At 63.8% G+C, this 23,047-nt stretch carries 18 protein-coding genes; 4 read left to right on the top strand and 14 right to left on the bottom strand.

Annotated features, from left to right (window positions below):
• Nucleotides 1–940, bottom strand: a 940-nt coding sequence (locus tag F2P46_RS24680; RefSeq protein WP_166895174.1) for an MCP four helix bundle domain-containing protein, incomplete at its 3' end; no start/stop codon positions are given.
• A 242-nt stretch (nucleotides 941–1,182) separates the two neighbouring features.
• Entirely contained in the window at nucleotides 1,183–2,787 is a 1,605-nt protein-coding gene (locus F2P46_RS24675) for a methyl-accepting chemotaxis protein (protein ID WP_166895172.1), read from the bottom strand.
• 314 nt (nucleotides 2,788–3,101) lie between these two features.
• Between F2P46_RS24675 and F2P46_RS24670 the strand changes: the two genes are divergently transcribed.
• Entirely contained in the window at nucleotides 3,102–3,569 is a 468-nt protein-coding gene (locus tag F2P46_RS24670; protein WP_166895170.1) for an EAL domain-containing protein, read from the top strand.
• Here the strand turns inward: F2P46_RS24670 and F2P46_RS24665 are convergent.
• From F2P46_RS24665 to F2P46_RS24645, 5 genes are all read right to left on the bottom strand, one after another.
• On the bottom strand, nucleotides 3,559–4,368 hold the full coding sequence (locus F2P46_RS24665) for an ABC transporter substrate-binding protein (RefSeq protein ID WP_166895169.1): 810 nt from the start codon (nucleotides 4,366–4,368) through the stop codon (nucleotides 3,559–3,561). The genes F2P46_RS24670 and F2P46_RS24665 overlap by 11 nt on opposite strands.
• A gap of 89 nt (nucleotides 4,369–4,457) precedes the next feature.
• Nucleotides 4,458–5,408 (bottom strand): M28 family peptidase, encoded by a 951-nt coding sequence (locus F2P46_RS24660; RefSeq protein ID WP_166895167.1) that lies wholly within the window; start codon nucleotides 5,406–5,408, stop codon nucleotides 4,458–4,460.
• Between the two features lie 131 nt (nucleotides 5,409–5,539).
• Nucleotides 5,540–6,919 (bottom strand): efflux transporter outer membrane subunit, encoded by a 1,380-nt coding sequence (locus tag F2P46_RS24655; protein ID WP_166895165.1) that lies wholly within the window; start codon nucleotides 6,917–6,919, stop codon nucleotides 5,540–5,542.
• A gap of 4 nt (nucleotides 6,920–6,923) precedes the next feature.
• Nucleotides 6,924–10,085 carry an efflux RND transporter permease subunit gene (locus tag F2P46_RS24650; RefSeq protein ID WP_166895163.1) on the bottom strand — a complete coding sequence of 1,054 codons (3,162 nt, stop codon included), beginning with the start codon at nucleotides 10,083–10,085 and terminating at the stop codon, nucleotides 6,924–6,926.
• 20 nt (nucleotides 10,086–10,105) lie between these two features.
• The gene (locus F2P46_RS24645; RefSeq protein ID WP_166895161.1) at nucleotides 10,106–11,389 is read right to left on the bottom strand and encodes an efflux RND transporter periplasmic adaptor subunit; all 1,284 of its coding nucleotides are present in this window, start codon (nucleotides 11,387–11,389) and stop codon (nucleotides 10,106–10,108) included.
• 149 nt (nucleotides 11,390–11,538) lie between these two features.
• Between F2P46_RS24645 and F2P46_RS24640 the strand changes: the two genes are divergently transcribed.
• On the top strand, nucleotides 11,539–12,150 hold the full coding sequence (locus F2P46_RS24640; RefSeq protein ID WP_166895159.1) for a TetR family transcriptional regulator: 612 nt from the start codon (nucleotides 11,539–11,541) through the stop codon (nucleotides 12,148–12,150).
• A 166-nt stretch (nucleotides 12,151–12,316) separates the two neighbouring features.
• Here the strand turns inward: F2P46_RS24640 and tal are convergent, their stop codons facing one another.
• The 3 genes from tal to zwf all read right to left on the bottom strand — a co-directional run bounded on the left by tal (nucleotide 12,317) and on the right by zwf (nucleotide 15,847).
• On the bottom strand, nucleotides 12,317–13,249 hold the full coding sequence (tal, locus tag F2P46_RS24635) for a transaldolase (RefSeq protein WP_166895157.1): 933 nt from the start codon (nucleotides 13,247–13,249) through the stop codon (nucleotides 12,317–12,319).
• Between the two features lie 57 nt (nucleotides 13,250–13,306).
• Nucleotides 13,307–14,161 (bottom strand): SIS domain-containing protein, encoded by an 855-nt coding sequence (locus F2P46_RS24630; protein ID WP_099875690.1) that lies wholly within the window; start codon nucleotides 14,159–14,161, stop codon nucleotides 13,307–13,309.
• A 219-nt stretch (nucleotides 14,162–14,380) separates the two neighbouring features.
• The gene (gene zwf / locus F2P46_RS24625) at nucleotides 14,381–15,847 is read right to left on the bottom strand and encodes a glucose-6-phosphate dehydrogenase (RefSeq protein WP_166895155.1); all 1,467 of its coding nucleotides are present in this window, start codon (nucleotides 15,845–15,847) and stop codon (nucleotides 14,381–14,383) included.
• A 314-nt stretch (nucleotides 15,848–16,161) separates the two neighbouring features.
• Here zwf and F2P46_RS24620 point away from each other — a divergent pair, with 314 nt between their 5' ends.
• A complete protein-coding gene (locus F2P46_RS24620) occupies nucleotides 16,162–16,467 on the top strand; it encodes a hypothetical protein (protein WP_166895153.1) in 306 nt (101 codons plus the stop codon).
• Nucleotides 16,468–16,497: 30 nt separating this feature from the next.
• Here the strand turns inward: F2P46_RS24620 and F2P46_RS24615 are convergent, their stop codons facing one another.
• On the bottom strand, nucleotides 16,498–17,721 hold the full coding sequence (locus F2P46_RS24615) for a HAMP domain-containing sensor histidine kinase (RefSeq protein ID WP_166895151.1): 1,224 nt from the start codon (nucleotides 17,719–17,721) through the stop codon (nucleotides 16,498–16,500).
• On the bottom strand, nucleotides 17,718–19,274 hold the full coding sequence (locus F2P46_RS24610; RefSeq protein ID WP_166895149.1) for an ATPase domain-containing protein: 1,557 nt from the start codon (nucleotides 19,272–19,274) through the stop codon (nucleotides 17,718–17,720). Before F2P46_RS24610 ends, F2P46_RS24615 begins: the two co-directional genes overlap by 4 nt.
• A gap of 192 nt (nucleotides 19,275–19,466) precedes the next feature.
• On the opposite strand from F2P46_RS24610, the gene F2P46_RS24605 reads away from it, so the two are divergent.
• Nucleotides 19,467–20,210 (top strand): hypothetical protein, encoded by a 744-nt coding sequence (locus F2P46_RS24605; RefSeq protein WP_166895147.1) that lies wholly within the window; start codon nucleotides 19,467–19,469, stop codon nucleotides 20,208–20,210.
• Between the two features lie 165 nt (nucleotides 20,211–20,375).
• On the opposite strand, the gene F2P46_RS24600 is transcribed toward F2P46_RS24605, so the two are convergent.
• Both F2P46_RS24600 and pgi read right to left on the bottom strand, forming a co-directional pair.
• Nucleotides 20,376–21,284 carry an SMP-30/gluconolactonase/LRE family protein gene (locus tag F2P46_RS24600; protein ID WP_229509448.1) on the bottom strand — a complete coding sequence of 303 codons (909 nt, stop codon included), beginning with the start codon at nucleotides 21,282–21,284 and terminating at the stop codon, nucleotides 20,376–20,378.
• Nucleotides 21,284–22,927, bottom strand: a complete 1,644-nt coding sequence (gene pgi / locus F2P46_RS24595) for a glucose-6-phosphate isomerase (protein WP_166895145.1) — start codon at nucleotides 22,925–22,927, stop codon at nucleotides 21,284–21,286. The genes F2P46_RS24600 and pgi overlap by 1 nt, the downstream gene beginning before the upstream one ends.
• Nucleotides 22,928–23,047 lie beyond the last annotated feature (120 nt).

The following is a 23,047-nucleotide window of genomic DNA, read 5'->3' as shown; positions in this document are numbered from 1 at the left end:
TCTGGCGCACGGTGGACGTCAGTTCTTCCATCGAGGCGGCGGTTTCTTCGAGCGAACTGGCTTGCTGTTCGGTGCGCGCCGACAGGTCCAGGTTGCCGGCGGCGATTTCGGTCGAGCCGATGGCGATCGCATTGGTCCCGCTCTGCACTTCCGACACCACCCGCGTGAGCGAGTCGTTCATCGCGTGCAGGGCGCGCATCAGGTCACCGATTTCGTCGCGCGAGGCTGCGCCAAATTGCGTGGTCAGGTCGCCGCTGGCGACCGTGCCCGCCACCGCCACGGCCGCTCTCAAAGGCACGGTGATCGAGCGCGTGATCAGGAAGGCGCATACGGCGCCGGTCAGTACCGCCAGGGCGCCGAGCACGAACAGCAACCGGATGGTGCGGCTGTTGGCTTGTTCGATCAGCAGGGCGGTATTGTCGATCTCCTTGCGCTGCATGGCGAGCATGGCCTGGATGCTGTTCTGGTACGCGCTGGCGGCCGGCAGGAAGGTGGCGTTGAAAACCTGTTCGGTGGTGGCGCTGTCGCCGGCCTTTTTGGCGGCCATGACGCTTTCCTTGGCCTTTTGATAGACGGCGCGATTGGCCTGGATCGCCTTCATGGTCGCCTTTTCGTCGTCCGTGTCCAGCAGCGGCTCCATCTGCTTCATGATTTCCGTGTTGCGCTTGACGCTGTCGGCGATCGCCACGGCGAACGTGGTCGACAAGGTTTCGTCGCTGCTGCGCGCGATCAGCGAGGTTCGCACGATGGCCGAGTAAGTCATCACGTACCAGTCCGACATCATGCGTTCCTTGGCAAGGGGCTGCGCCATCATGCGTTCCGTGGCGCCGGCATTGGTGCGCGCGGCGAGCATGGCGTAGCCGGTGGAAACGATGGACAGGACCAGAACGATGGCGAAACCGATCGCGAGACGGGACCCGATGCGTACGTTGGGGAACATGGTGTTTTCCTGACAGTTGAGAAGTTAATAATTCCGAGCGGCAATTATCCTCTTCTGTAAGAAAGACTTCCAGCTAACGTTTTTAAATAGTTAATTCGATTCCATGATGTTGTTTTGCGGCAACGAAAAATGCACGAACGTGCGATTCGAGAAGGGGTTTTTGCTGATTTTCAGTCAATATACTTGTTGATATATTATTGCTTGTATCGTTTTTGATATGCATTCGCACAATGGCTTGCCTCTCAGGCCGCCAGTTTCAATGGCCGTATCGCTGCCGCTTGGCGCGGGTGCGGCGCCGCTGTCGAGGCCCCCAGCTTGAAGCCGGCAGCCACGTCGGCCAGGCGCGCCGCCTGTTCTTCCAGGCTGCCGGCCGCCGCCGCCGCTTGTTCCACCAGCGCGGCGTTCTGCTGCGTCACCTGGTCCATCTGTGCAATCGCCTCGTTGACCTGGTCGATGCCGATGCGCTGCTCGTTACTGGCCGCCGTGATCTCGGACATGATGTCGGTCACGCGCGCCACGCTGTCGACCACTTCGCCGATGGTGGTGCCGGCTTCCTGCACCAGGCGCGTGCCGTTGCTGACCTGCGCCACCGAGTCGCCGATCAATCCCTTGATTTCCTTGGCCGCGCCGGCCGAGCGCTGCGCCAGGGTGCGCACTTCGGACGCCACCACCGCAAAGCCGCGCCCCTGTTCGCCGGCGCGCGCCGCTTCCACCGCCGCATTCAAGGCCAGGATATTGGTCTGGAAGGCGATGCTGTCGATCACGCCGATGATGTCGACGATCTTGCGCGAGGACGCTTCGATCGAACCCATGGTGTCGACCACCTGGCTGACGATCGCGCCGCCCTTGCGCGCCACTTGCGAGGCGGCCAGCGCGAGCTGGTTGGCCTGCTGCGCGTTGTCGGCGTTCTGGCGCACGGTGGACGTCAGTTCTTCCATCGAGGCGGCGGTTTCTTCGAGCGAACTGGCTTGTTGTTCGGTGCGCGCCGACAGGTCCAGGTTGCCGGCGGCGATTTCGGTCGAGCCGATGGCGATCGCGTTGGTCCCGCTCTGCACTTCCGACACCACCCGCGTGAGCGAATCGTTCATGGCGTGCAGGGCGCGCATCAGGTCACCGATTTCGTCGCGCGAGGCGGGGCCGAATTCGGTCGTCAGGTCGCCGCTGGCGACCGTGCCGGCCACCGCCACGGCAGCCTTCAGCGGCACGGTGATCGAGCGCGTGATCAGGAAGGCGCACGCGGCCCCGGTCAGCACGGCCAGGGTGCCGAGCACCAGCAGCAAGGTCACGGTGCGGGTGTTGGCGCGATCGATGAGGATGGCGATATCGTCGATCGCCTTGCGCTGCATGACGAGCATGGCTTGCAGGCTGTTTTGGTACGCATTCGCCGCCGGCATGAAGCTATCGTTGAAAAGCGCCACCGCCGCGTCGGCATCGCCCGCTTTTTTGGCGTTCATGACCTTGTCCTTGGCCGCCTGGTAGGCGCTGCGCTGCGCCTGGATCGACTTCATGGTCGCCAATTCATCGGCGCTCACGAGCAGCGGTTCGAGCGTCTTGATCAACTCCGTGCTGCGCTTGACGCTGTCGGCGATGGTCGTCGCGAAGGTGCTCGAGAGGGTATTGTCGCTGCTGCGCGCGATCAGCGCGGTACGCGTGATGGCCGCGTAGGTGTTGCCATACCAATCGGAAATCAGGCGTTCCTTGGCCAGCGGCTCGGCCATCATGCGCTCGGTGGCAAGCGCGTTATCGCGCGCGGCCATGATGGCGTACCCGGTCGATACGATGGACAGCATCAGGACGACGGCAAAGCTGATGGCAAGGCGTGAACCGATGCGGATATCAGAGAACATGATGTTTTCCTTCCAATGGACGGGGGGATGGCAAGCCCCGATTATCCGCCCGTAACGCTGTCCCGGTTCGTTGGCATCTGGAAAATATTCATTATGCATGGGTTCGATTGTTGTTGAGCCGTAACAACGCCAGCATGCCTGCCAGCCGGGGGCCTGGTGCCCCGAAATGATCAGTCGATTTTCCAGAAAGACAAGCTCAGTTTTGCCATGTTCATTGTATTCAACGCCGCTCTTGTTGTGATTTCTGGCAAGTCATTCATTTTCCCAACCCGGCGGCACCTGACGCTTGCACGCTGGCATCCCATCCGACTGGAATGAATGACTCGGCGGTGCAGCTTAGCCGGGGACGCCTGCTCGACTCGGTCAGGCGCGCGCTCGACGAAGCCGGCATCGCGCCCGAACAGCTGGAACTCGAAATCACCGAAAGCTTCGTCATGCTCGAACGCGAACTGTCGTTCCAGTCGCTGGCCGACCTGCGCGCGCTCGGGGTGCGCCTGTCGATCGACGATTTCGGTACCGCCTATTCGTCGCTCGCCTATCTGCAGCAACTGAAGGTCCACAAGCTCAAGATCGACATGTCCTTCGTGCGGGCCGTGATCGCGCTCGGACACAGCCTGGGACTGGAAGTGATCGCCGAAGGCGTCGAACAGGCCGCGCAGGCACGCCACTTGCGCGAACTGGGCTGCGAGGTGATGCAGGGCTACCTGTTCAGCCGGCCGCTGACCGGCGACGACGCCACCGCCTTCCTTGCCGACGCCGGCAAACGCACGCTCACTTTTTAGACGCGCGCACCGGTTGAATGCTCAGCCTGGCCTTGAGTTTCTGCACATCGCCCGATTTGATCAGCAGGTCGACGATGGCGTTCATTTGCTCCACCGAGATGGGGCCGTCTTTCCTGACCAGGTTCGACAGCGCGACTTGCGAATCGTAGCGCTCGGCGACGATCAGTTGCTGGCGCACCTTGGGGTCGTTCATGTACTTCGCCATGATCACTTCGGGCACGATGCCGACATCGGCCCGGCCAGCCTGCACGAAGCGGATCACCCCTTCGTTGGAGCTGAACAGATAGGCGTTGAAGTGTTTCCAGATATAGGATTCGTCGGTGTTATTGTTAAATAGCTGGTAATGGTAGCCGCGCACGCCGGCCACGGTTTTCGTCGCCAGGTCGTCGAACACCTTGTGGCCGCCGAAGCGGTTGGCGCGGCGCGCGAAATAGATATCGCCGCTGGTGAAGATGGTTTTGGTGGGCAGCAGGCCGAGTTCCGGCCGGGTCCACAAGGTGGTACGCAAAGGATACACGTCGGCCTCCTTGTCGATGAAGACGCGGTCGACGCGCAGGCGCGGGTAGATGACCAGGTCGAACTGGAAGGTATCCTGCACCTCGTTCATGCGGTTGATGAAATCGGCCAGATCGCCCGAGGGCACGTTGCGGCTGTCCAGGTACATCAGCTGGGCCCACGAATCGGTGGCGACGACGACCTTGATGCGCGCCTGTGCATTGGCCGTGCACAGCGCCATGCACAAGGCCAGCAGGGAAGACGTCAGCAGCGTTCGAAAGTGGCTCACCGTGTACCCGCTCAAGGAGGATCCTGACGCATAGCATACCGCGAAACCGGCGTTCATCCAAGGTGGTGCGTACGGCGTGCGGCGTGCAGGCCGCACCCGGGGCGTCAGCGGCCTTGCAGCATCGCCCCGATCACGCTCGACATGCCCTCGACCACCTTGGACATGCTGGCGTAATCGAGTTTATCGGGCGTATCGGCGCTGGTGTGGTAGTGCGGGTAGCGCATGGTGGCCGTGTCGGTGATCATGATCGCGCTGTAGCCCTCGAGGTTGTAGGAGGTGTGATCGGACCAGGTAACGCCGCGCACGAACGACGGCGCCGCCAGCGCCTGGGCGGGAAAGGGCGAGGCATCGCGGAAGGCCGACACGGTCCTGCGCACCAGTCCCATTGAGCCGAGGGTGCTGACGAAGCCGATGAAATTGCCCTGGTCCGGATAAAAGGCGCCGATGCCGGGCGGGTAGCGCTGGCTGTTGCTGGCGTTGGAATAGTAACCGATGGTTTCGAGGATGAGTGCCGCTTCCACGTTCGCCCCGCGCGCCTTGAGTGCGCGCGCATGGCGGCGGCTGCCCATGCCCGGGCCGTTGTAGTAGGGCGGTTCTTCGTTCACGAACAGGACGAATTTGAGTTCCTTGCCGGGAGCCGGCACCAGGCCCTTGAGCAAGCGTGCCAGTTCCAGCACGGCGGCGGTGCCGCTGCCGTTATCGTTGGCGCCCGGCGTGCCGGGTGCGGAATCGTAGTGGGCGCCGACGATATAGATGCGCTCCGGCTGCTTGCCGGGCGCGGTGTTCGATATCGACACCTCCAGGTTGCGCACCTTGTGGCCATCGAAAACATACTCGTCGCGGCGCACCGTGTAGCCCTGGGCGGCGAGGGTCGCTTCGATGTACAGGGCGGCTTTTTCGAGTTCGGCGGGCGTGCCGGTGTTGTGCTCGGTGGAAGCAATCGCGCGTACGTGCCCGGCCAGGCGTGCCGGCAAGTCGGCTTGCTGCGCGGCGCCCGCGCTGGCGGAAAGCATGCACGCGGCGGCGATGACGGTTGTATTAAATAGCGTGCTCATATGGTTTCCGTGAATACCCCACCCCGGTGTCAGGTCTGACATTCGGACACGGCTTCAGCTGTGCAGCGGCTGGGCTCGTGTACGAATGTCAGACCTGACACCGGCGGGGGGGGCGACACCGGCGGAGGAGTTTATTGCGGCGCGGTCCAGCCGCCGCCGAGCACGCGGTAGAGGGTGACCTGGTTTTGCAAGCGCTGTAAATTCGCCTGCACCGCCGCCTGTTCGGCGGAAAACAGCGAGCGCTGGGCATCGAGCAAGTCGAGGTAGCTCGACGCGCCGTTGCGATAGCGCAGGTCCGACAGCTTGAAGCGCTCGGCCTCGGCTTCGGCCACCGCGCGCTGCGCACGCAACTGCTCGCCGAAGGTCGCCTGGCCCGCCAGCGCATCCGATACTTCGCGGAAGGCCGTCTGCACCGACTTCTCGTACTGCGCCACGGCGATGTCGCGCCCGGCCTTCGCGCTACCCAGGTTGGCGCTGTTGCGGCCGTAGTCGAAGATCGGCAGCACCATCTGCGGCGCAAAGGTCCAGCCGTACGAGCCGCCTTTGAACAAGCCGCTCAACTCGCTGCTGGCGCTGCCGGCATTGCCGGTCAGCGTAATGCGCGGGAAAAAGGCCGCGCGCGCGGCGCCAATGTTGGCGTTGGCGGCGATCAGTTGCTGCTCGGCGGCGAGGATGTCCGGACGCACCGTCAGCAGGTCCGATGGCAGCCCGGCCGGCAGTTCGCTCAGCGACATCGCCGCCAGGGTGGTGCTGGTGTCCGGCCCGGCCGGCAAGCTCTGGCCGACCAGCAGGGTAAGCAGATTGAGATCCTGCGCGCGTTGGCGCTGTTGCTGCGCCAGCACCACGCGCGCGCTGTCGAGCAGCGACAATCCTTGTTGCAGGTCGAGCTTGGAGACCACGCCATTGTCGTACTTGAGCTGGATCAGCTTGAGCGATTCCTCCCGCGCGGACAAGGTTTTTTGCGTCAGGCCCAGCAGTTCTTCATCGGCCAGCAGGCTCAAATACGCATTCGCCACCGACGCCACCAGGCTAATATGGGTGCTCTTGCGCGCTTCTTCGCTGGCCAGGTATTGCGCCAGGCCGGCGTCGCTCAGGCTGCGCACGCGGCCGAACAGGTCCAGTTCGAACGAGCTGACGCCAATCCCGGCCGTGTACAAGCTGGTGATGCTGTCGTCCGGCCCCGGCGAGCGGTTGCCGGCCACGCTCAGGTTGAGCGACGGCAGGCGGTCGGCGCGGCGGATCTGGTACTGCGCGCGCGCCTGTTCGATGTTCAGGATCGCCACGCGCAGGTCGCGATTGTTGTTCAGCGCCAGTTCGATCAATTGCTTCAGGCGCGCATCGGCAAAGAAGCGCTGCCAGGCGATGCTCGATGCGGCTTCGGTACTGGCGCCGCTGACGGCTTGCACCGGAAAAGCGGGAGCCACCGGCGCGGCCGGACGCTCATACTTCGGCGCCATCGACGCGCAGCCGGCCAGGGCCAGCGCCAGCGCCAGGGGAGTCAGTCTTGTCATCAAATCAGTCATGTTTTACCTCTGCGATCGGCGCGGCGCCATCTTCGTGCGCGTACTTCTTGCGCTGGCGCTCGCTGCCCTTGAATAGTTTGCGCACCACCACGAAGAACACGGGGATGAAGAACACCCCGAGTGCGGTCGCAGTGATCATGCCGCCGGCTACGCCGGTGCCGATGGCGCGCTGGCTGGCCGAACCGGCGCCGCTGGCGATCACCAGCGGCATCACGCCGAGGATGAACGCGAACGACGTCATCAGAATCGGGCGGAAGCGCAGGTGGCACGCTTCGATCGCCGCTTCGACCACGCCCTTGCCCTGCGCTTGCAGGTCTTTGGCAAATTCGATAATCAGCACCGCATTCTTCGCGCCCAGGCCAATGATGGTGATCAGCCCGACCTTGAAGTAGACGTCGTTCGGGAAGCCTCGGCTGCCCGCGGCCAGCAGCGCGCCCAGCACGCCGAGCGGCACCACCAGCAGCACCGACACCGGAATCGACCAGCTTTCGTACAGCGCGGCCAGCGCCAGGAACACCGCCAGGAGGGCGAAACCGAGCAGGATGAACACGGTCGAACCGGACAGTTGTTCTTCGCGCGACTGGCCGGTCCATTCGAAGCCGAAGCCCGGCGGCAGTTCGGAAGCGATGCGCTCCATTTCGGCCAGCGCTTCACCGGTGCTGCGGCCCGGCGCGGCGTCGCCGGCGATGCGCATGGTCGGGTAGCCGTTGTAGCGCACCGTCTGCATCGGACCGGTGATCCAGCGCGTCGTGGCGAACGACGACAGCGGCACTTGCTGGCCCTTGTTGTTGACCGCGTTCAGCTTCAAAAGGTCTTCCGGCTGCATGCGGTCCTTGGCGTCGGCTTGCACCACCACGCGCTGCAGGCGCCCGGCGTTCGGGAAGTCGTTCACATAGGACGAACCGAGCGAGGTCGAAATCGCGGTGTTGATGGCGTCAAACGTCACGCCCTGCGCATTGGCTTTGTCGCGGTCGATTTCGAGCTGCACCTGTGGCGCGTCTTCCAGGCCTTCCGGACGCACGCCGGCAAGAATCGGGCTCTTGCTGGCCGCGCCGAGCACCTGGCCGCGCGCCGCCAGCAACGCCTCGCGTCCCTGTCCGCCACGGTCCTGCAGGCGGAACGAGAAGCCGGTGCTGCTGCCCAGTTCAGGAATCGGCGGCGGGCTGATGGCGAAGATGAAGGCGTCGCGTACCTTGCTCATGCGACCCGAGATGCGGCCGGCCACGTCGCTGGCGCTGTGGCCCGCGCCGGTGCGCTCTTTCCAGTTCTTGAGCGTGATGAAGCCGAGCGCCATGTTCTGGCCCGAACCCGAGAAGCTGAAGCCCTGCACGCCGACCATACTGGCCACTTCCGGCTGCGCGAGGATGAAGTCTTCGGCTTCGCGCAGCGCCTTGCCGGTGCGTTCCAGCGTGGCGCCAGGAGGCAGCTGGAAGTTGGCGATGATGTAGCCCTGGTCTTCGTTCGGCAGGAAGGAGTTCGGCAGGCGCACGAACAGCAGGCCCACCACGGCGACCAGCGCGACGAACACGATCATCGAGCGGCCGGTATGGCGCAAGGTGGTGGCGACCCAGCCTTCGTACTTCTTGGCGGTGCGCGTGAAACCACGGTTGAACCAGCCGAAGAAACCGGTCTTGGCGTGATGGTGGCCGGCTTCCACGGGTTTCAGGAAGTGGGCGCACATGGCCGGCGTGAGCGAGAGCGCCATGAAGGCCGAGAAGATGATCGAGGTGACCATCACCGCCGAGAACTGGCGGTAGATGTTACCGACCGCGCCGGCAAAGAAGGCCAGCGGCACGAACACCGACACCAGCACCACGGTCACGCCGATGATGGCGCCCGAAATCTGGCCCATCGCCTTGCGCGTCGCTTCGAGCGGCGGCAAGCCTTCTTCGCTCATGATGCGCTCGACGTTTTCGACCACCACGATGGCGTCATCGACCACGATACCGATCACCAGCACCATGCCGAACATGGTGAGCACGTTGATCGAAAAGCCCATCGCGAGCAGGCAGGCCAGCGACCCGAGCAGGGCCACCGGCACCACGATGGTGGGAATGAGGGTGTAGCGGAAGTTTTGCAGGAACAGGTACATCACCAGGAACACCAGCACCACCGCTTCGACCAGCGTTTCGAGCACTTGTTTGATGGAGATCTCGACGAAGGCCGAGCTGTCGAACGGCACCGCGTATTTCATCCCGGGCGGGAAATACTTGGACAGTTCGGTCATGCGCGCGCGTACCAGCTTGGCCGTTTCCAGCGCATTGCCGCTCGGGGCGAGCTGGATGCCGATACCGGTCGACGGCTTGCCGTTCAGGCGCGCCGATGTCGAGTAGCTCTGGCCGCCGATTTCGATGCGCGCCACTTCCTTCAGGCGCACGGTGGAGCCGTCCGGATTGGCGCGCAGGATGATATTGCCGAATTGTTCGACGTTGGCCAGTTGGCCGGTGACGACCACGGTGGCGGTAATGGCTTGGCCGCCGATGTTGGGCAGGTCGCCGATGGTGCCCGAGGCCACTTGCGCGTTCTGGGTGCGGATGGCGTTGTTCACATCGGCCGGCGACAGGTTAAAGCCGACCAGCTTGGCCGGATCGATCCAGATGCGCATGGCTTTTTCGGTACCGAACAACTGGGCCTGGCCGACGCCGCGGATACGCTGGATTTCGGGCAGCACGGTGCGCGAGGCGTAGTCGCCCAGCGCGATCGGGTCCCATTTCGGATCGTCCGACGAGAGGATGGTAAACAGCAGGAAGTTCGAGCGCGCCTTATCGACGCGCACGCCCTGCTGCACCACCGCCTGCGGCAGGCGCGGGGTGGCGCGGCCCAGGCGGTTCTGCACGTCGACCTGGGCCAGGTCGGCATTGGTGCCGGTCTCGAAGCTGAGCGTGATGGTGCCGGTGCCGTTGGCCTGGCTGTTCGATTCCATGTAGATCAGGCCGGGCGAACCGTTCATCTCGCGTTCGATCACGCTGATGACGCTGTCCTCCAGGGTCTGGGCCGAGGCGCCAGGGTAGCTGGTGGTGACCACGATCGCCGGCGGAGCGACGGTCGGGTACTGGGCGATCGGCAGCTGGGTGATCGCCACCGCGCCGACAACCATGATGAATAATGCGATCACCCACGCAAAAATGGGGCGGTCAATAAAGAAACGAGCCATGAAGTAGTCCTGTTATATGTTTAACGTCCGGCGGCCGGCGCGGCGCTGGCCGCGGGCGCGGCGGCGGCACTGGCGGCTGGAGCGGCGGCGGGAGACGAGGCGGCGGCGGGCGCGCCACCTGCTGCCGGCGCGGCGTTGCGCGTCCACGGCACCGGCTTGACCGTCATGCCGGGCGCCTGCATTTTCTGGAAGCCGTCGACGACGACCTGTTCGCCCGGCTTGATGCCTTCCAGGACGATCCAGTTGCCGTTCTGCTGCGAGGCCACCTTGATCGGACGCGGGCCGGGCTTGCCGTCCGGCCCGACGATGATGACCGTGTCGCCCTGGCTGCCGCGCGTGACGGCTTGCTGGGGAATGAGCATCCCGGCCGGCAGTTCGGCCTGCGACAGGCGCACGCGCACGTACTGGCCCGGCAGCAGCATGCCATCCTGGTTCCCCACTTCGGCGCGCAGGGTGACCTGGCCCGAGGTCGGGTCGACGCTCACGTCGGAAAACAGCAGCTTGCCCTTGTTCGCCAGTTCGGAGCCGTCTTCCATCACGATCGTCACCGGCAGCGATTCGGCGTTGCGCACTTTCAGGTTGGCCGACTTGCGCAGGCGTTGCAGGTCGGTGGCCGACTGGGTGAAGTTGACGTAGACGTTATTGGTTTGCTGGATCAGGGCCAGCTGGGTCGCTTCGGTGGCGCTCACCAGCGCGCCTTCCGTGACCAGTGCGCGGCCGATGCGACCGGCGATCGGCGCGGTGACCTTGGTGTAGCCGTTGTTGATCTGGGCGATCTGCACCGCCGCCCTGGCGGCTGCGACGTCGGCCTCGGCCTGCTTCTGGGTGGCGACGACGTTGATGTATTCCTGCTTGCTGACCGCGTTCGCTTCCACCAGCGGCTTGTAGCGCGCGGCCTGGGCGGCGGCCTGGGTCAGGTTGGCCTGGGCCTTGCCGAGGGTGGCCTGGGCGGAGAGGAGCGAGGCGGCGTACGCGGCTGGATCGATCTGGAACAGTTCCTGGCCGGCCTTGACTTCGCTACCCTCTGTAAACAAGCGCTTGAGCACCACGCCGTTCACGCGCGCACGCACCTGGGCCACGCGGATCGGCTCGACCCGGCCCGGCAGCTCGGTTTGCAGGGCGACCGGCTCGAACCTGGCCGTGATAACCCCCACTTCCGGCGGCGGGCGCTGGGAGCCGGCGCCTGGCGCTGCGTCTTTCTTGTCGCCGCAGGCCGATAACAAAGCCAGCGCAGCGAGGGTGCAGGCGGCGATCCGGCGCAGCGACGGGGACGCGGACGGGGAAGGGAGGAGGGTGTGGCGCATTACGTGTGCATCCTTTAAGTAGGCGACGAGCTGTCCTTACACACGCAGGAGGGTGTAATTACAAAGTTCATCGCGGGCTTCTTGATTTTGGAATATACTAACATGACTGTATGTTTAACGTTTGACAGCCCCTGAAAGGGAGTAGTTGCATGGTCCGCAGGACAAAGGAAGATGCGCTGGCAACGCGCGACAGCATCATGGATGCGGCCGAGCAGTTGTTCATCGAGCGGGGAGTGTCGGGAACGAGCTTGCAGCATATTGCGAGTGCGGCCGGGGTGACGCGCGGTGCGATTTACTGGCATTTCGAAGACAAGGGCGCGCTGTTCAACGCCATGATGGAGCGCGTCACCATGCCGCTCGAGTCGGCGATGCAGACCCTGGCCGGTGCGGCGGGCGAGGACCCGCTCGGGCATTTGCGCAGCTATGCGCTGTGCGTGTTCGACTTGACGATCAACGATCCGAAGGCGCGCCGGGTGTTCGAGATCGCCACGCTCAAGCTGGAGTACGTGGGCGAACTGTCGGCGATTCGCGAGCGCCGGATGCAGCATCGCGAGCATTTCCTGGCCAGTGTCGAACGGATCGTGAAGGAAGGGATTGCGCATGGCCGGTTAAAAGACACGGTCAAGCCGCAAGCGGCGGCGCTGGGGTTGTTTATCTTGATCGAGGGACTGGTGCGCGGCTGGCTGATCATGCCGGATTTTAATCTGGAGCAGCTCGGTGCGGAAATCGTCGATACGCATCTTGATTCTCTCCGCGCTTGATTAGGTCGTCGTTCCGCGCTGATAATGGACAAGCCGCTATCCGTAAGTCCGTCGTTCCCGCGCAGGCGGGAACCCAAGTTCACTCCGTGGCCACAGGCGAATCGTTAAACTTAGGTTCCCGCCTGCGCGGGAACGACGTAGCGGTGGGATGTCAGCGCTTCAGGATCTAGCGCATACCCGTAATAATCTGCTTGAGTTTGCCCGAATCCGCACAGAACGCGCGAATTCCTTCGGCCAGCTTCTCGGTCGCCATCGCATCTTCGTTCATCATGAAGCGGAAGGTCTTCTCGTCGATCGCCACCTTCTCGATCGCCACCGCCGACGCATTGGCAACGAGCTTGCGCTCGACCGGCTCATTGCTGTCGGCCAGTTTTTGCAGCAGTTCCGGGCTGATGGTCAGCAAATCGCAGCCGGCCAGCTCCAGGATCTGCGACGTGTTGCGAAAGCTCGCGCCCATCACTTCGGTGGTGTAGCCGAACTTGCGGTAGTAGTTATAGATGCGCTTGACCGACTGCACGCCTGGATCTTCCGCGCCGGTATACTCAAGGTCGTTGGCTTTCTTGAACCAGTCGTAGATGCGGCCGACGAACGGCGAAATGAGCTGCGCGCCCGCTTCGGCGCAGGCGATGGCCTGGGCCAGCGAAAACAGCAGGGTCATATTGCAGCGGATGCCTTCTTTCTGCAAGATTTCGGCGGCGCGGATGCCTTCCCAGGTCGAGGCGATCTTGATCAGGACGCGCTCGCGGCCGGCGCCGGCTTCTTCGTACAGGGCGATCAGCTCGCGGCCCTTGGCGACGGTCGCTTCGGTATCGAACGACAGGCGCGCATCGATCTCGGTGGAGACGCGCCCCGGAATGATCTTGAGGATTTCCATGCCGAAGTCGACCAGCACGCGGTCGATCACGTCGCCGGTGGACAGGTCGGGGAAGTCGCGCACGGCTTTTTCGAGCAGGGGTTTGTATTCGGGCTTTTGCACCGCTTTTAAGATCAGCGACGGATTGGTGGTAGCGTCGCGCGGCGTGTACTGTTTGATCGACTGAAAATCGCCGGTGTCGGCAACGACCTTGGTAAATTGCTTGAGTTGTTCGAGTTGGTTCATGGTTGCGCTAACTGGTGAGAGATCAGAGCCTTATTGTACAACCATGTACCGGCTTGTCTATCCGATAAAGGAATCGAATTGCATGTCGAATTCCTGCAACGCCTTCTGCGCGTTCTGCATCTTCTTCCTGAACTCCGGCCCGCGCTGCAGGGCCAGCCCCACCGCCAGCACGTCGATCACCACCAGGTAGGCCAGGCGCGCCGAAATCGGCGTGTACGGGTCGATGTTGAACACCAAGTCGATCGGGATCAGCACCGTGGCCATGTCGGCCAGCGGGGTGCCCGAGGGCGCCAGCACGATCACATCGGCCCCGCCACGGCGCGCCAGCTTGGCCGAGCGCACCAGCGCCGAGTTGTTTCCGCGTTGGGAAATGGCCACCACCGCGTCACCGGCGTGCAGCAGCGAGGCGGCAATGCTGTGGATGGCCGGGTCGGCGTAGGCCACCGTCGGCACGCCCGAGCGGAAGAATTTGTGCTGGGCGTCGGTGGCGACGATGCCGGACGTGCCCTGGCCGTAGAACTCGATCTTTTTCGCGCGCGACAAAATATCGAGCGCGCGCTGGATCGCTTCGGGATTGAGGTTATTGCGCAGGTCGAGCAGGGTGTTGATCGAGCGGCTGCAGATCTTGTTGACCAGGTCCGCCGCCAGGTCGTCCTGGGTAGGCTGCTCGTTGGCGCCGGGCAGGGCAAGGGCCAGGCCCTGCGCCAGTTTGAGCTTGAACTCGTGCCAGCCGTCGTAACCCAAGGTGCGGCAAAAGCGCACCACGGTCGGCTCGGACACCTGCGCGCTCTTGGCCAGCGCGGTGATGTTCTGGCTGACCGTGGCAGACGGCTGTTCGAGCACGGCCAGCGCGACTTTTTTCTCCGATTTGGAGAGCGAGTCGAGCTGGGTGCGGATGGAGTCTAAAAGCACGGGTTTTGTCTTCCGTTAGTCTTCTGGCAATGGTGAAGCAGGGGTTTCGCGGTGCACCGCACCGCGCCTGCGTAACGGTCTGGCCTTGCAAGGCCAGACTCCTTGCGCTCCCACTATTCAGTCTTCAGGGAGCGGTGAAGCAGGGGTTTCGCGGTGCACCGCACCGCGCCTGCGTAACGGTCTGGCCTTGCAAGGCCAGACTCCTTGCGCTCCCACTATTTAGTCTTCAGGGAGCGCTTCTTCGCGCCATTGCAAGCCGTCGCGTCCTATCAACGCGCTGGCGGCGGCGGGTCCCCAGGTGCCGGCGCTGTACGGAATCGGCACGCTGTCTTCCTGGTCCCAATGATCGAGGATCGGTTCGACCCATTCCCACGCCGCTTCCAGTTCGTCGCCGCGCATGAACAGGGTCAGTTGACCGCGCAGCACGTCCAGCAGCAGGCGCTCGTAGGCGTCCATGCGCGGGGTCTTGAACTGCTCGCGGAAATCGAGTTCGAGTTCGGCTTGTTTCAGGCGCATGCTGTCGCCCGGCGTCTTGGCCATCAGGTTCAGCGACAGGCCTTCGTCCGGTTGCAGGCGGATCACCAGGCTGTTTGGCTGGAAACTGCTGGTCGGCTGGTTGAAGATCGAGTGCGGAATCTGCTTGAAGCGCACCACGATTTCGGCCAGGCCGCCGGCCATGCGCTTGCCGGTGCGCAGGTAGAACGGCACGCCGGCCCAGCGCCAGGTATCGATTTCGGCTTTCATGGCCACGAACGTCTCGGTGCGCGACTGCTGCGGCGCATCCGGTTCGTCGCGGTAGCTCGGCACGGCCTTGCCATCGACATGGCCGGCGCGGTACTGGCCGCGCACGATGTTCTGCGCCAGGGTGGTCGGGGTGAAGCGCTTGAGCGAGCGCAGCACCTGCAGCTTGGCGTCGCGCACGGCGTCGGGAGCGATCGAGGTGGGTGGTTCCATGGCGACGATGCAAAGCAGTTGCAGCAGGTGGTTTTGCAGCATGTCGCGCAGGGCGCCGGAGGTATCGTAATAACCCATGCGGTTGCCCACGCCGATTTTTTCGGCGATGGTGATCTGCACGTCCGAGATCCATTCGCGGCGCCACAGCGGCTCGAACAGGATGTTCCCGAAGCGCAGGGCCAGCAGGTTCTGGACCGTCTCTTTGCCGAGGTAGTGGTCGATCCGGTAGATCTGCGATTCGGCGAAGACCTTGCCGACTTCAAAGTTGATCTGCTTGGCCGATTCCAGGTCGCGCCCGAGTGGCTTTTCGAGCACCACGCGCGAGTTGGCGGTGGCAAGACCGGCGGCGGCCAGGTTGTCGCAGATTTGCGCAAACAGGTGCGGCGGCGTGGCCAGGTAGTAGACGCGGGTGATCTTGTCGTCGTTGCGCAGGGCTTCGACCAGGGCGGGGTAGGTGGCCGCGTCGGTGGCGTTGAGCGACACGTAGACGATGCGCTTGACGAACTTGGCCCAGCCTTCCTCGACCAGCTTTTTCACGTGCGGTTTGGCGGTGCTGTCGACCGTTTGCAGGAATTCTTCTTGCGAGATGTCGTTGCGGCCGACGCAGATGATGCGCGCGGTCTGCGGCAGGTCGTTGGCGACATCGCGCGCGTACATCGCGGGGAGCAGCTTGCGCATCGACAGATCGCCGCTGCCGCCAAAAAGAACGAGGTCAAAATCGGTAAGAGCCATAGTATGTGATCGCAGAAAGTAGGGGGCCGGATGATGATGCCGCTAGTTGCCGCCGGCTGGCGCACGCAAGGGAGCACAAGCAGAAAGGGTAGCGAAGCTGTTTGTGTAAATTTACTACATATATATGTGGTTCGCAAGAAATTTTACTACGTATTTCCAGATCGAGCCGATGCGATCCGCCTGCCTGAAAACATCAGGATGGCGCAAGGTCGGCGCTGACTGCGCTGATAACCTTGGCTGGAACGGACGAGTTGCGGGCGGCCGCACGACCTGCCTGCTTCGTGCCCGGAGCACAGCCTTTCTTCCGGCAGGGGGTGAGCCCGAAACAGTGCCTGCCGGCGAGTGCCATCGCGCGAGGCTTGCCGGTCGCCCCCGATGTCAAGTGGATGCCGCAATTCCACACGCTGCATGCCTGGATCTACGAGTTGAATCGCTGCGGCACCTTTGCCGACGCGCATCCGGATCTTGCGCCGGGGTCGCCGCCGCTGGAAAGCAGCCTGCCGGCGCCGAACGTCGATCCACAGGCTCCGCATCCCGACTATCCGTTTGCCAGGGGTACCATGTGCGCCTGGCTGGGTGAACTCGGCCAGGTGCCGGCGTTCTGTGCGCAGCAGAAGTAAGGACATTGGCCGCTTGGGGGTATTGCCCACTCACTTTACCGGCAAGCGGATCGTAAACGTGGTCCCCTTGTCCCTGCCCGCGCTGGCCACCGACAGCGAGCCGCCGTGCAGTTCCACCAGGTGGCGCGCAATGTACAAGCCCAGTCCCAGTCCGGCCGCATTGGCGTGGCGCTGCAGGTTGAAGGCCCCGAACACGTGCGGCAGATCGTGCGCCGCGATGCCCTGGCCCGAATCGGCCACGGCGATTTCCACCTGTTCGGCGCCCTCGCTGATCGCCACGCGGATGGCCCCCCCGCGCGGCGTGAACTTGATTGCGTTGAACAGCAGATTCCACAGCACCTGCTGCAAGCGCCGCCCGTCCGCTTCCAAGCGCACCCGGTCGCCGTAATCGACCGGCGTGACCGCCAGCATGATCTCCTTTTCGCTGGCGCTGCCTTCCACCGTCGACAAGGCGTCGCGCATCACCTGTCCCAGCGTCACGGCGGTGCGCGTGATCGACATTTGCCCGGTCAGGGTGCGCGCGGCGTCGATCAGGTCGTCGATCATGGCCGCTTCCTGGCCGATGTGCACGCGCATCGCCATCAAGCCGCTTTCCACCTTCGGCGGCAGGTCGCTCACGGTTTTGAGCAGCACCTCGATGCGCATCGATAGCGCCGACAGCGGCGTGCGCATCTCGTGCGACACGGTCGCCAGAAACAGGTCGCGCGCGCGGTTGAGGCGATTGAGTTCTTCGATGGTTTCGCGCTGGCGGTCGATCGACCCGGCCAGCGTTTGCAGCAGCGCGCCGTAGGTGGCCAGGCGCGCTTCGGACACCGGCGACTCGAGCCGTACTTCGCTCCACAGCGTATTGCCCGACACGCCCACTTGCACGCCGATGCTCTCGCACGCCATCGGCGAACTGAAGTCGTTGAAGCGCCAGCCGTACACCAGCACCCCGTACACCTGGCCGAACTGGGTCAGCGCCAGGCTGCACACGCGCATGCCATGAAAACTGCTTTCTTCGGCGCTCTGGCCGGCGAACACGCGCGCGGCGATACGCTTCTCCAGGGCCGTGCCGGGGCCGTCCTCGCGCCACAAGGTGGATGTGGCGAGCACGCGCGCGGTGGAGGAAGCCACCAGCGGCCCCACCTGGCGCCAGCCGCGCACGTCGTACAGCGACACCGTCAGGCCGCTGGCCTGCGAAAACTGGGTCAGCGGCGTGATCCATTCATCCCAGTCGATGCCGGCATCGCTGGCGACGGCCAGGTTGATCATGTCGGATTATCGGTCGGCAGTTCGACCGAGTCGGGCAGGGGCGTGCCGCGCGCCACGGCGTCTTCGATGAGAGGACTCTGGCGCGACGGCGAGCGCGAAAGCAGGCCGTAATACGAGGAAAACGGCAACTGAGGCACCACGCCGGCCGGATCGGCGTAAGCGCCTTCTTCGTCGAGCAGCTGCAAGCCGCCTTCGGCAATCACGTATTCGCGCGTGATCTGGCGATTGCGGCTGCCGCGCACCTTGGGCACGGCGATCGCGCGCCGCAGCACGGTGGAGATTTCGACATAATTGAGCAGGATGATGTTGTCGACCAGGTGCGAGCCCTTGAGCTCTTCGCTGATCTGCGAAATGCCCAGCAGCTCGGGGCTCTCGTAATTGAAGAGGATGGTCGCCAGCCGGTTCTTGAAGAAGGTGGCCAGCGCGTACAGGTAGTCGGCCACCTCGGTCGGGCTGGTCATCTCGTACACCGCGCACGAGTCGAAGACCACGCAGTCGATGCCCTTTTCCTCGACCAGCTTGATGATGCGGTCGAAGTGGATATCGAGTTCGAGTTCGAGCGGGGACTCGTAGTGGATGAACAGTTCTCCCTTGTCCATCAGGCCGGCCAGGTCGAAACCGAGGGTGGCGGCGTTGCGGATCAACTGGCGCGGGTGTTCGTCCAGGCTCACCAGCAGCGTCTTGTGGCCGGTGCTGATGGCCGCAGTGAGGAACTGCACGCTGAACACCGTCTTGCCGGTGCCCGAGATGCCGCTGACCATGGTGACCGAGCCGGCATACAGGCCGCCGTCCATCATCTCGTCGATGGCCCTCGAGCCGGTCGAGATGCGCTGGTCGGAGGTTTGCTGGTCGATCAGGCTGATCGGGCGCGACTGCGCGCGGCGGTAGACGTGGACCCCGCGCCCGCCTTCGATGCGCATGGTGTGGCTGCCGGCGATGAAATCCTGGCCGCGCGACTTGAGTACCGTCAGGCGCCGGTGCACGCGGCGGCGGTGCTCTTCGCGCGCCAGCGAGATGATGGTGTCGAACACGAAGCGCTCGTGCGACGGCACCGAACCGAGGCTCTCGTCGCGTTCGGCCGTGACCATGGTGGTCACGCCGATCCGCGCCAGGCCTTCGATGAGCAGGTGCACATCTTCGCGGAACGGCTTGTCGTGCACTTCGGCGTACAGGCGCATCGGGGTCAGGCCGTCGATCAGCAGGCGCTTGGCGCCGATCGACTTGAGGGCGTCGGCAAAGGCGCCGTCGGCATTGCGGAACTCGCCGAGCAGCACGGCCGGACTGGTCTGGATCACCTTGATCTTGCCGGCGTCGATCAAGCCTTGCAGGTCCCAGTTGAAGCCCGCCGCGTCGCGCAGCAGCTTGGCCGTATCGAGTTCGAACGAGACGATGGCGCCGGGTTCGTCGTACAGGGCCGCGCCGGCGTAGATGAATCCCAGGCCGAGCGTGGTCTTGCCGGTGCCGGGCGCGCCTTCCACGATCAGGTTGTTGCCACGTGGGATGCCCCCCAGCAGAACTTCGTCCAGTCCGGTGATGCCTGTTTTGACCAGCATGTTCAAATGACTTCCTTCAATGTGTTTTATGCATTCTTAATTGCACGCTAGTTTATCACCGGGCATCGAATCGTTTCAGTACAACTGCTATTTTGTCGTGCACCGTTGTTAGCAGGTATATTACTCAACGGAATCGATGGCAATCCCACAACCCTCGATCGCCCTGGTAGCGATTAACTCGATAGGATGGATATGAAATACTTGGTAATAGCGGTGCTGCTGGCCGCCGGTCCGGCGTGCGCGAGTGGCCTGGACGACATGAAAGCGGCGCTGGGGCTGTTGCAGGGCCAGGGCACGTTGCGGGCGGCGTACGAGGTGCGCGAGACGCACACGGAGTTCGACGCCAAGCCGCTCAAGGGACCGGAAACGGCGATGGCGGCGGCGCAGGTGGAGGACGATCCGGCCGGGTTGGCGATCCGCTGGGACCGCGGGCTGCTCAAGCGCGCGGCGGACGAGTCGAGCGTGGCGAAGGGGGCCAAGCGCAAGCAGGCTTTGTCGCAACTGGTGTCGTCGAGTTCCGCGCCGCGCCTGGCGATGGCGATGAATTACGCGCCGCGCTTGCTGCAGATGCTGGCGATCAGCCAGTTCAAGGCGGAGCGCGCCGATACGTATCAGGGCAAGCCGGCCAGGCTGGTGGAGCTGATGATGACGCCGCAGGAAGAGGTGAACCAGAACGTCAGCATCAAGGACAATACGATTGAAGCGCGTTTCTGGCTCGGACCGGACGGGGTGCCGCTGGGGGCGGTGACGACGCACACGATCAAGGCCAAGCTGATGGTGTTCATGTCGTATGAGAAGACCACGAAGGAAGAGTTCACCTTCGGGGTGGTGAATAACCGGCTGGTGGTGCTCAAGCGCGAGATGCAGGGGAAAGAGAAGGGGCCGGGGACGGAGAACGAGTTCAAGAATTTGTATACGATGACGCCGAAGTTGTAGTGCACGACTTTCGTTCGTCTACGCTGCGTCGTTAGCGTCCGTCGTCCCCGCGCAGGCGGGGATCCATAGCACCTGTGCTCAGCGGTTCTATGGATTCCCGCCTATGCTGGGAGTCGGTTCTGCCAGTGGCAGGAACGACGGAGCAGCGATTAACGATACGTCAGATCACGGCTGGTACTTGTATTCCTCCCGCCCCGCCACCTCCACCCTCAGCGACAGCACGCAGCCATTCAAGGGATAGCTCGCGCGCTCCGCCTCCGGCCGCCCGTGGCTGGCGCTGGTTACATACAAGGTGCGCAAGTCGTCGCCGCCGAACGCGATCATGGTCGGGCACTTGACCGGCAGCTTCACTTCGCGCAGCAGTTCGCCCGATGCCGCAAAGCGCAGCAGGCGCGCGCCTTCGAACATCGCGCACCAGTACGCGCCTTCGCTGTCGACCGCGGCGCCATCTGGCCGCCCGCCGTAGTCGTCCGCCTTTTTATCGGCCGAAAACAGCTGGAACGTCTCGCGCGCCTTCGCTTCTGCGCTTGCGACGTCGAAGCGATAGCGGTCGATCCGGTGCGCGGCGGTGTCGGCGTGATACATCGCTTGCCCGTCCGGCGTAAAACCGAGTCCGTTCGAATTCATCATCCCGCCCGACCATTTGAGGCTGACAACGCCTTTCTCCAGGCAGAACATCTGCGCCGCCTGCTGGTCGCGCGGCTCGTAAATGGTGCCGACCCAGAAGCGCCCGGCCGCGTCCACCCGGCCATCGTTAAAGCGCGTGGTGGCGGTGTCGTACGGCGCGGCGGCGATGTCGGCAACCGCGCCGCTGGCAGTGTCGAGGTGCACAAAGCCGGCGCGCGTGGCCACAACCAGGCCGCCGCCGGCGTGGATGGCCAGCGCCGCCGGTTCGGTCGCCATGCGCCACTGGCGGTGCACGCCGCTGGCCGGGTGCAGCGCGTGCACCATAAAGCCGCCGATGTCGACCCAGTACAAGGTCTGTTCGGCGGCGTGCCAGAGCGGGCATTCGCCCACCAGCATCGGGGTGTCGTAGGCGAGCACGATGGCCGCTGCGATGGCGTCGGTACCCATTACACCGCCGCCTTGGCCATGGCGATCAGGCCATTGGTGGAGCTGTCGTGCAGATCGGGCTGCGGCTCGCCGGTCAGTTCAGCCTCGATTTTCTTGGCCAGCACCTTGCCCAGTTCAACGCCCCACTGATCGAAACTGTTCACATCCCAGATCACGCCCTGCACGAAGGTCTTGTGCTCGTACAGCGCGACCAGGGCGCCGAGCGTGTAGGGCTTGAGGTACTCCATCAGGATCGTGTTGCTCGGACGGTTGCCGGGGAAGGTCTTGTGCGGCGCCAGCGCTTCGATTTCGGCCAGCGACAAGCCTTGCGCCTGCAAATCGATCCGCACTTCGTCGATGGTTTTGCCGCGCATGAAGGCTTCCGACTGGGCGAAGCAGTTTGCCAGCAGCGCGGCGTGGTGGTTTTCCAGTTCGTGGCCGGGGCGCAGCGCGGCGATGAAGTCGATCGGCGTGATGTCGCTACCCTGGTGCAGCAGCTGGAAGTAGGCGTGCTGGCCGTTGGTGCCGCAATCGCCCCAGATCACCGGGCAGGTCGGGGTGTCGACCGGCTGGCCGCCCTTGGTCACGCGCTTGCCGTTGCTTTCCATGTCGAGCTGCTGCAGGTAGGCCGGGAAGCGGTTCAGGTCCTGGTGGTAGGGAGCGATCGAGACCGAGCCGCAACCGAGGAACTGGCGGTTCCAGAAGCCCACCAGCGCAAGCAGCACCGGCATGTTCGCTTCGAGCGGCGCTTCCCGGAAGTGCTGGTCCATCGCGTGCGCGCCGGCCAGCAGGTCGCTGAAGTGGCCGAAACCGACGCACAGCGCGACCGACAGGCCGATTGCCGACCACACCGAATAGCGTCCGCCGACCCAGTCCCAGAACGGGAACATATTGGCCGGGTCGATGCCGAAGGCCTTGATCGCTTCGGTGTTGGTGGAGACGGCGACGAAATGACGCGCCAGCGCGTCTTCCGGCGCGTGTTGCAGGAACCAGGCGCGCGCGGTCTGCGCGTTCATCATCGTTTCGGTGGTGGTGAAGGTTTTCGAGGCGATGATGAACAGCGTGGTGTCGGGATTGACCTTGCCGAGCGTGGCGTCCATGTCGTGGCCGTCGACGTTGGAGACGAAGTGCATGGTCAGGCGCGGGTGCGCGTATTGACGCAGCGCCAGGCAGATCATCTTCGGTCCCAGGTCGGAGCCGCCGATGCCGATGTTGACGATGTCGGTGATCGGTTTGCCGCTGTGGCCAAGCCAGGTGCCGGCGCGCACGGCGTCGGTGAAGATGCGCACCCGGTCGAGCACTTCGTGGACGTCGGCGTTGACGTCCTGGCCGTCGACCACCAGCGGCGTGCCACGCGGCGCGCGCAGGGCGGTGTGCAGCACGGCGCGCCGTTCGGTGAGGTTGATGCGCTCGCCGGCGAACATGGCGTCGCGCTGGGTTTCGACGCCGCGCTCCTGCGCCAGCTCGACCAGCAGTTCAAGCGTGCGCCCGTCAAGCCGGTTTTTTGAATAGTCTAGGAACAAACCCGCCGCATCGACGGTCAGTTTCGGGAAGCGTTGCGGGTCGGCGGCAAACAGGCCGCGCAATTCCCAGTCTTCGGCCTCGATCGCGTACGTTTCGAGGGCCTGGAAGCTGGCGGTGGAGGTAAGGGCAGGCTGGCGCATTGGTACTCGCTGTTCGGTTGGTTAAAATCGGGTGCCGGCCGCGCGGCCAGCGCATCGCAGAAGATTATCGAATGATACAGAAATTCACGTAAATTCACTACAAAAAACTGGCGGCCACAA

It is taken from the genome of Massilia sp. CCM 8734 (genome assembly GCF_011682155.1).
Lineage (GTDB): Bacteria > Pseudomonadota > Gammaproteobacteria > Burkholderiales > Burkholderiaceae_D > Telluria_A > Telluria_A rubra.
This window is presented reverse-complemented; position numbering and strand designations above follow the sequence as displayed.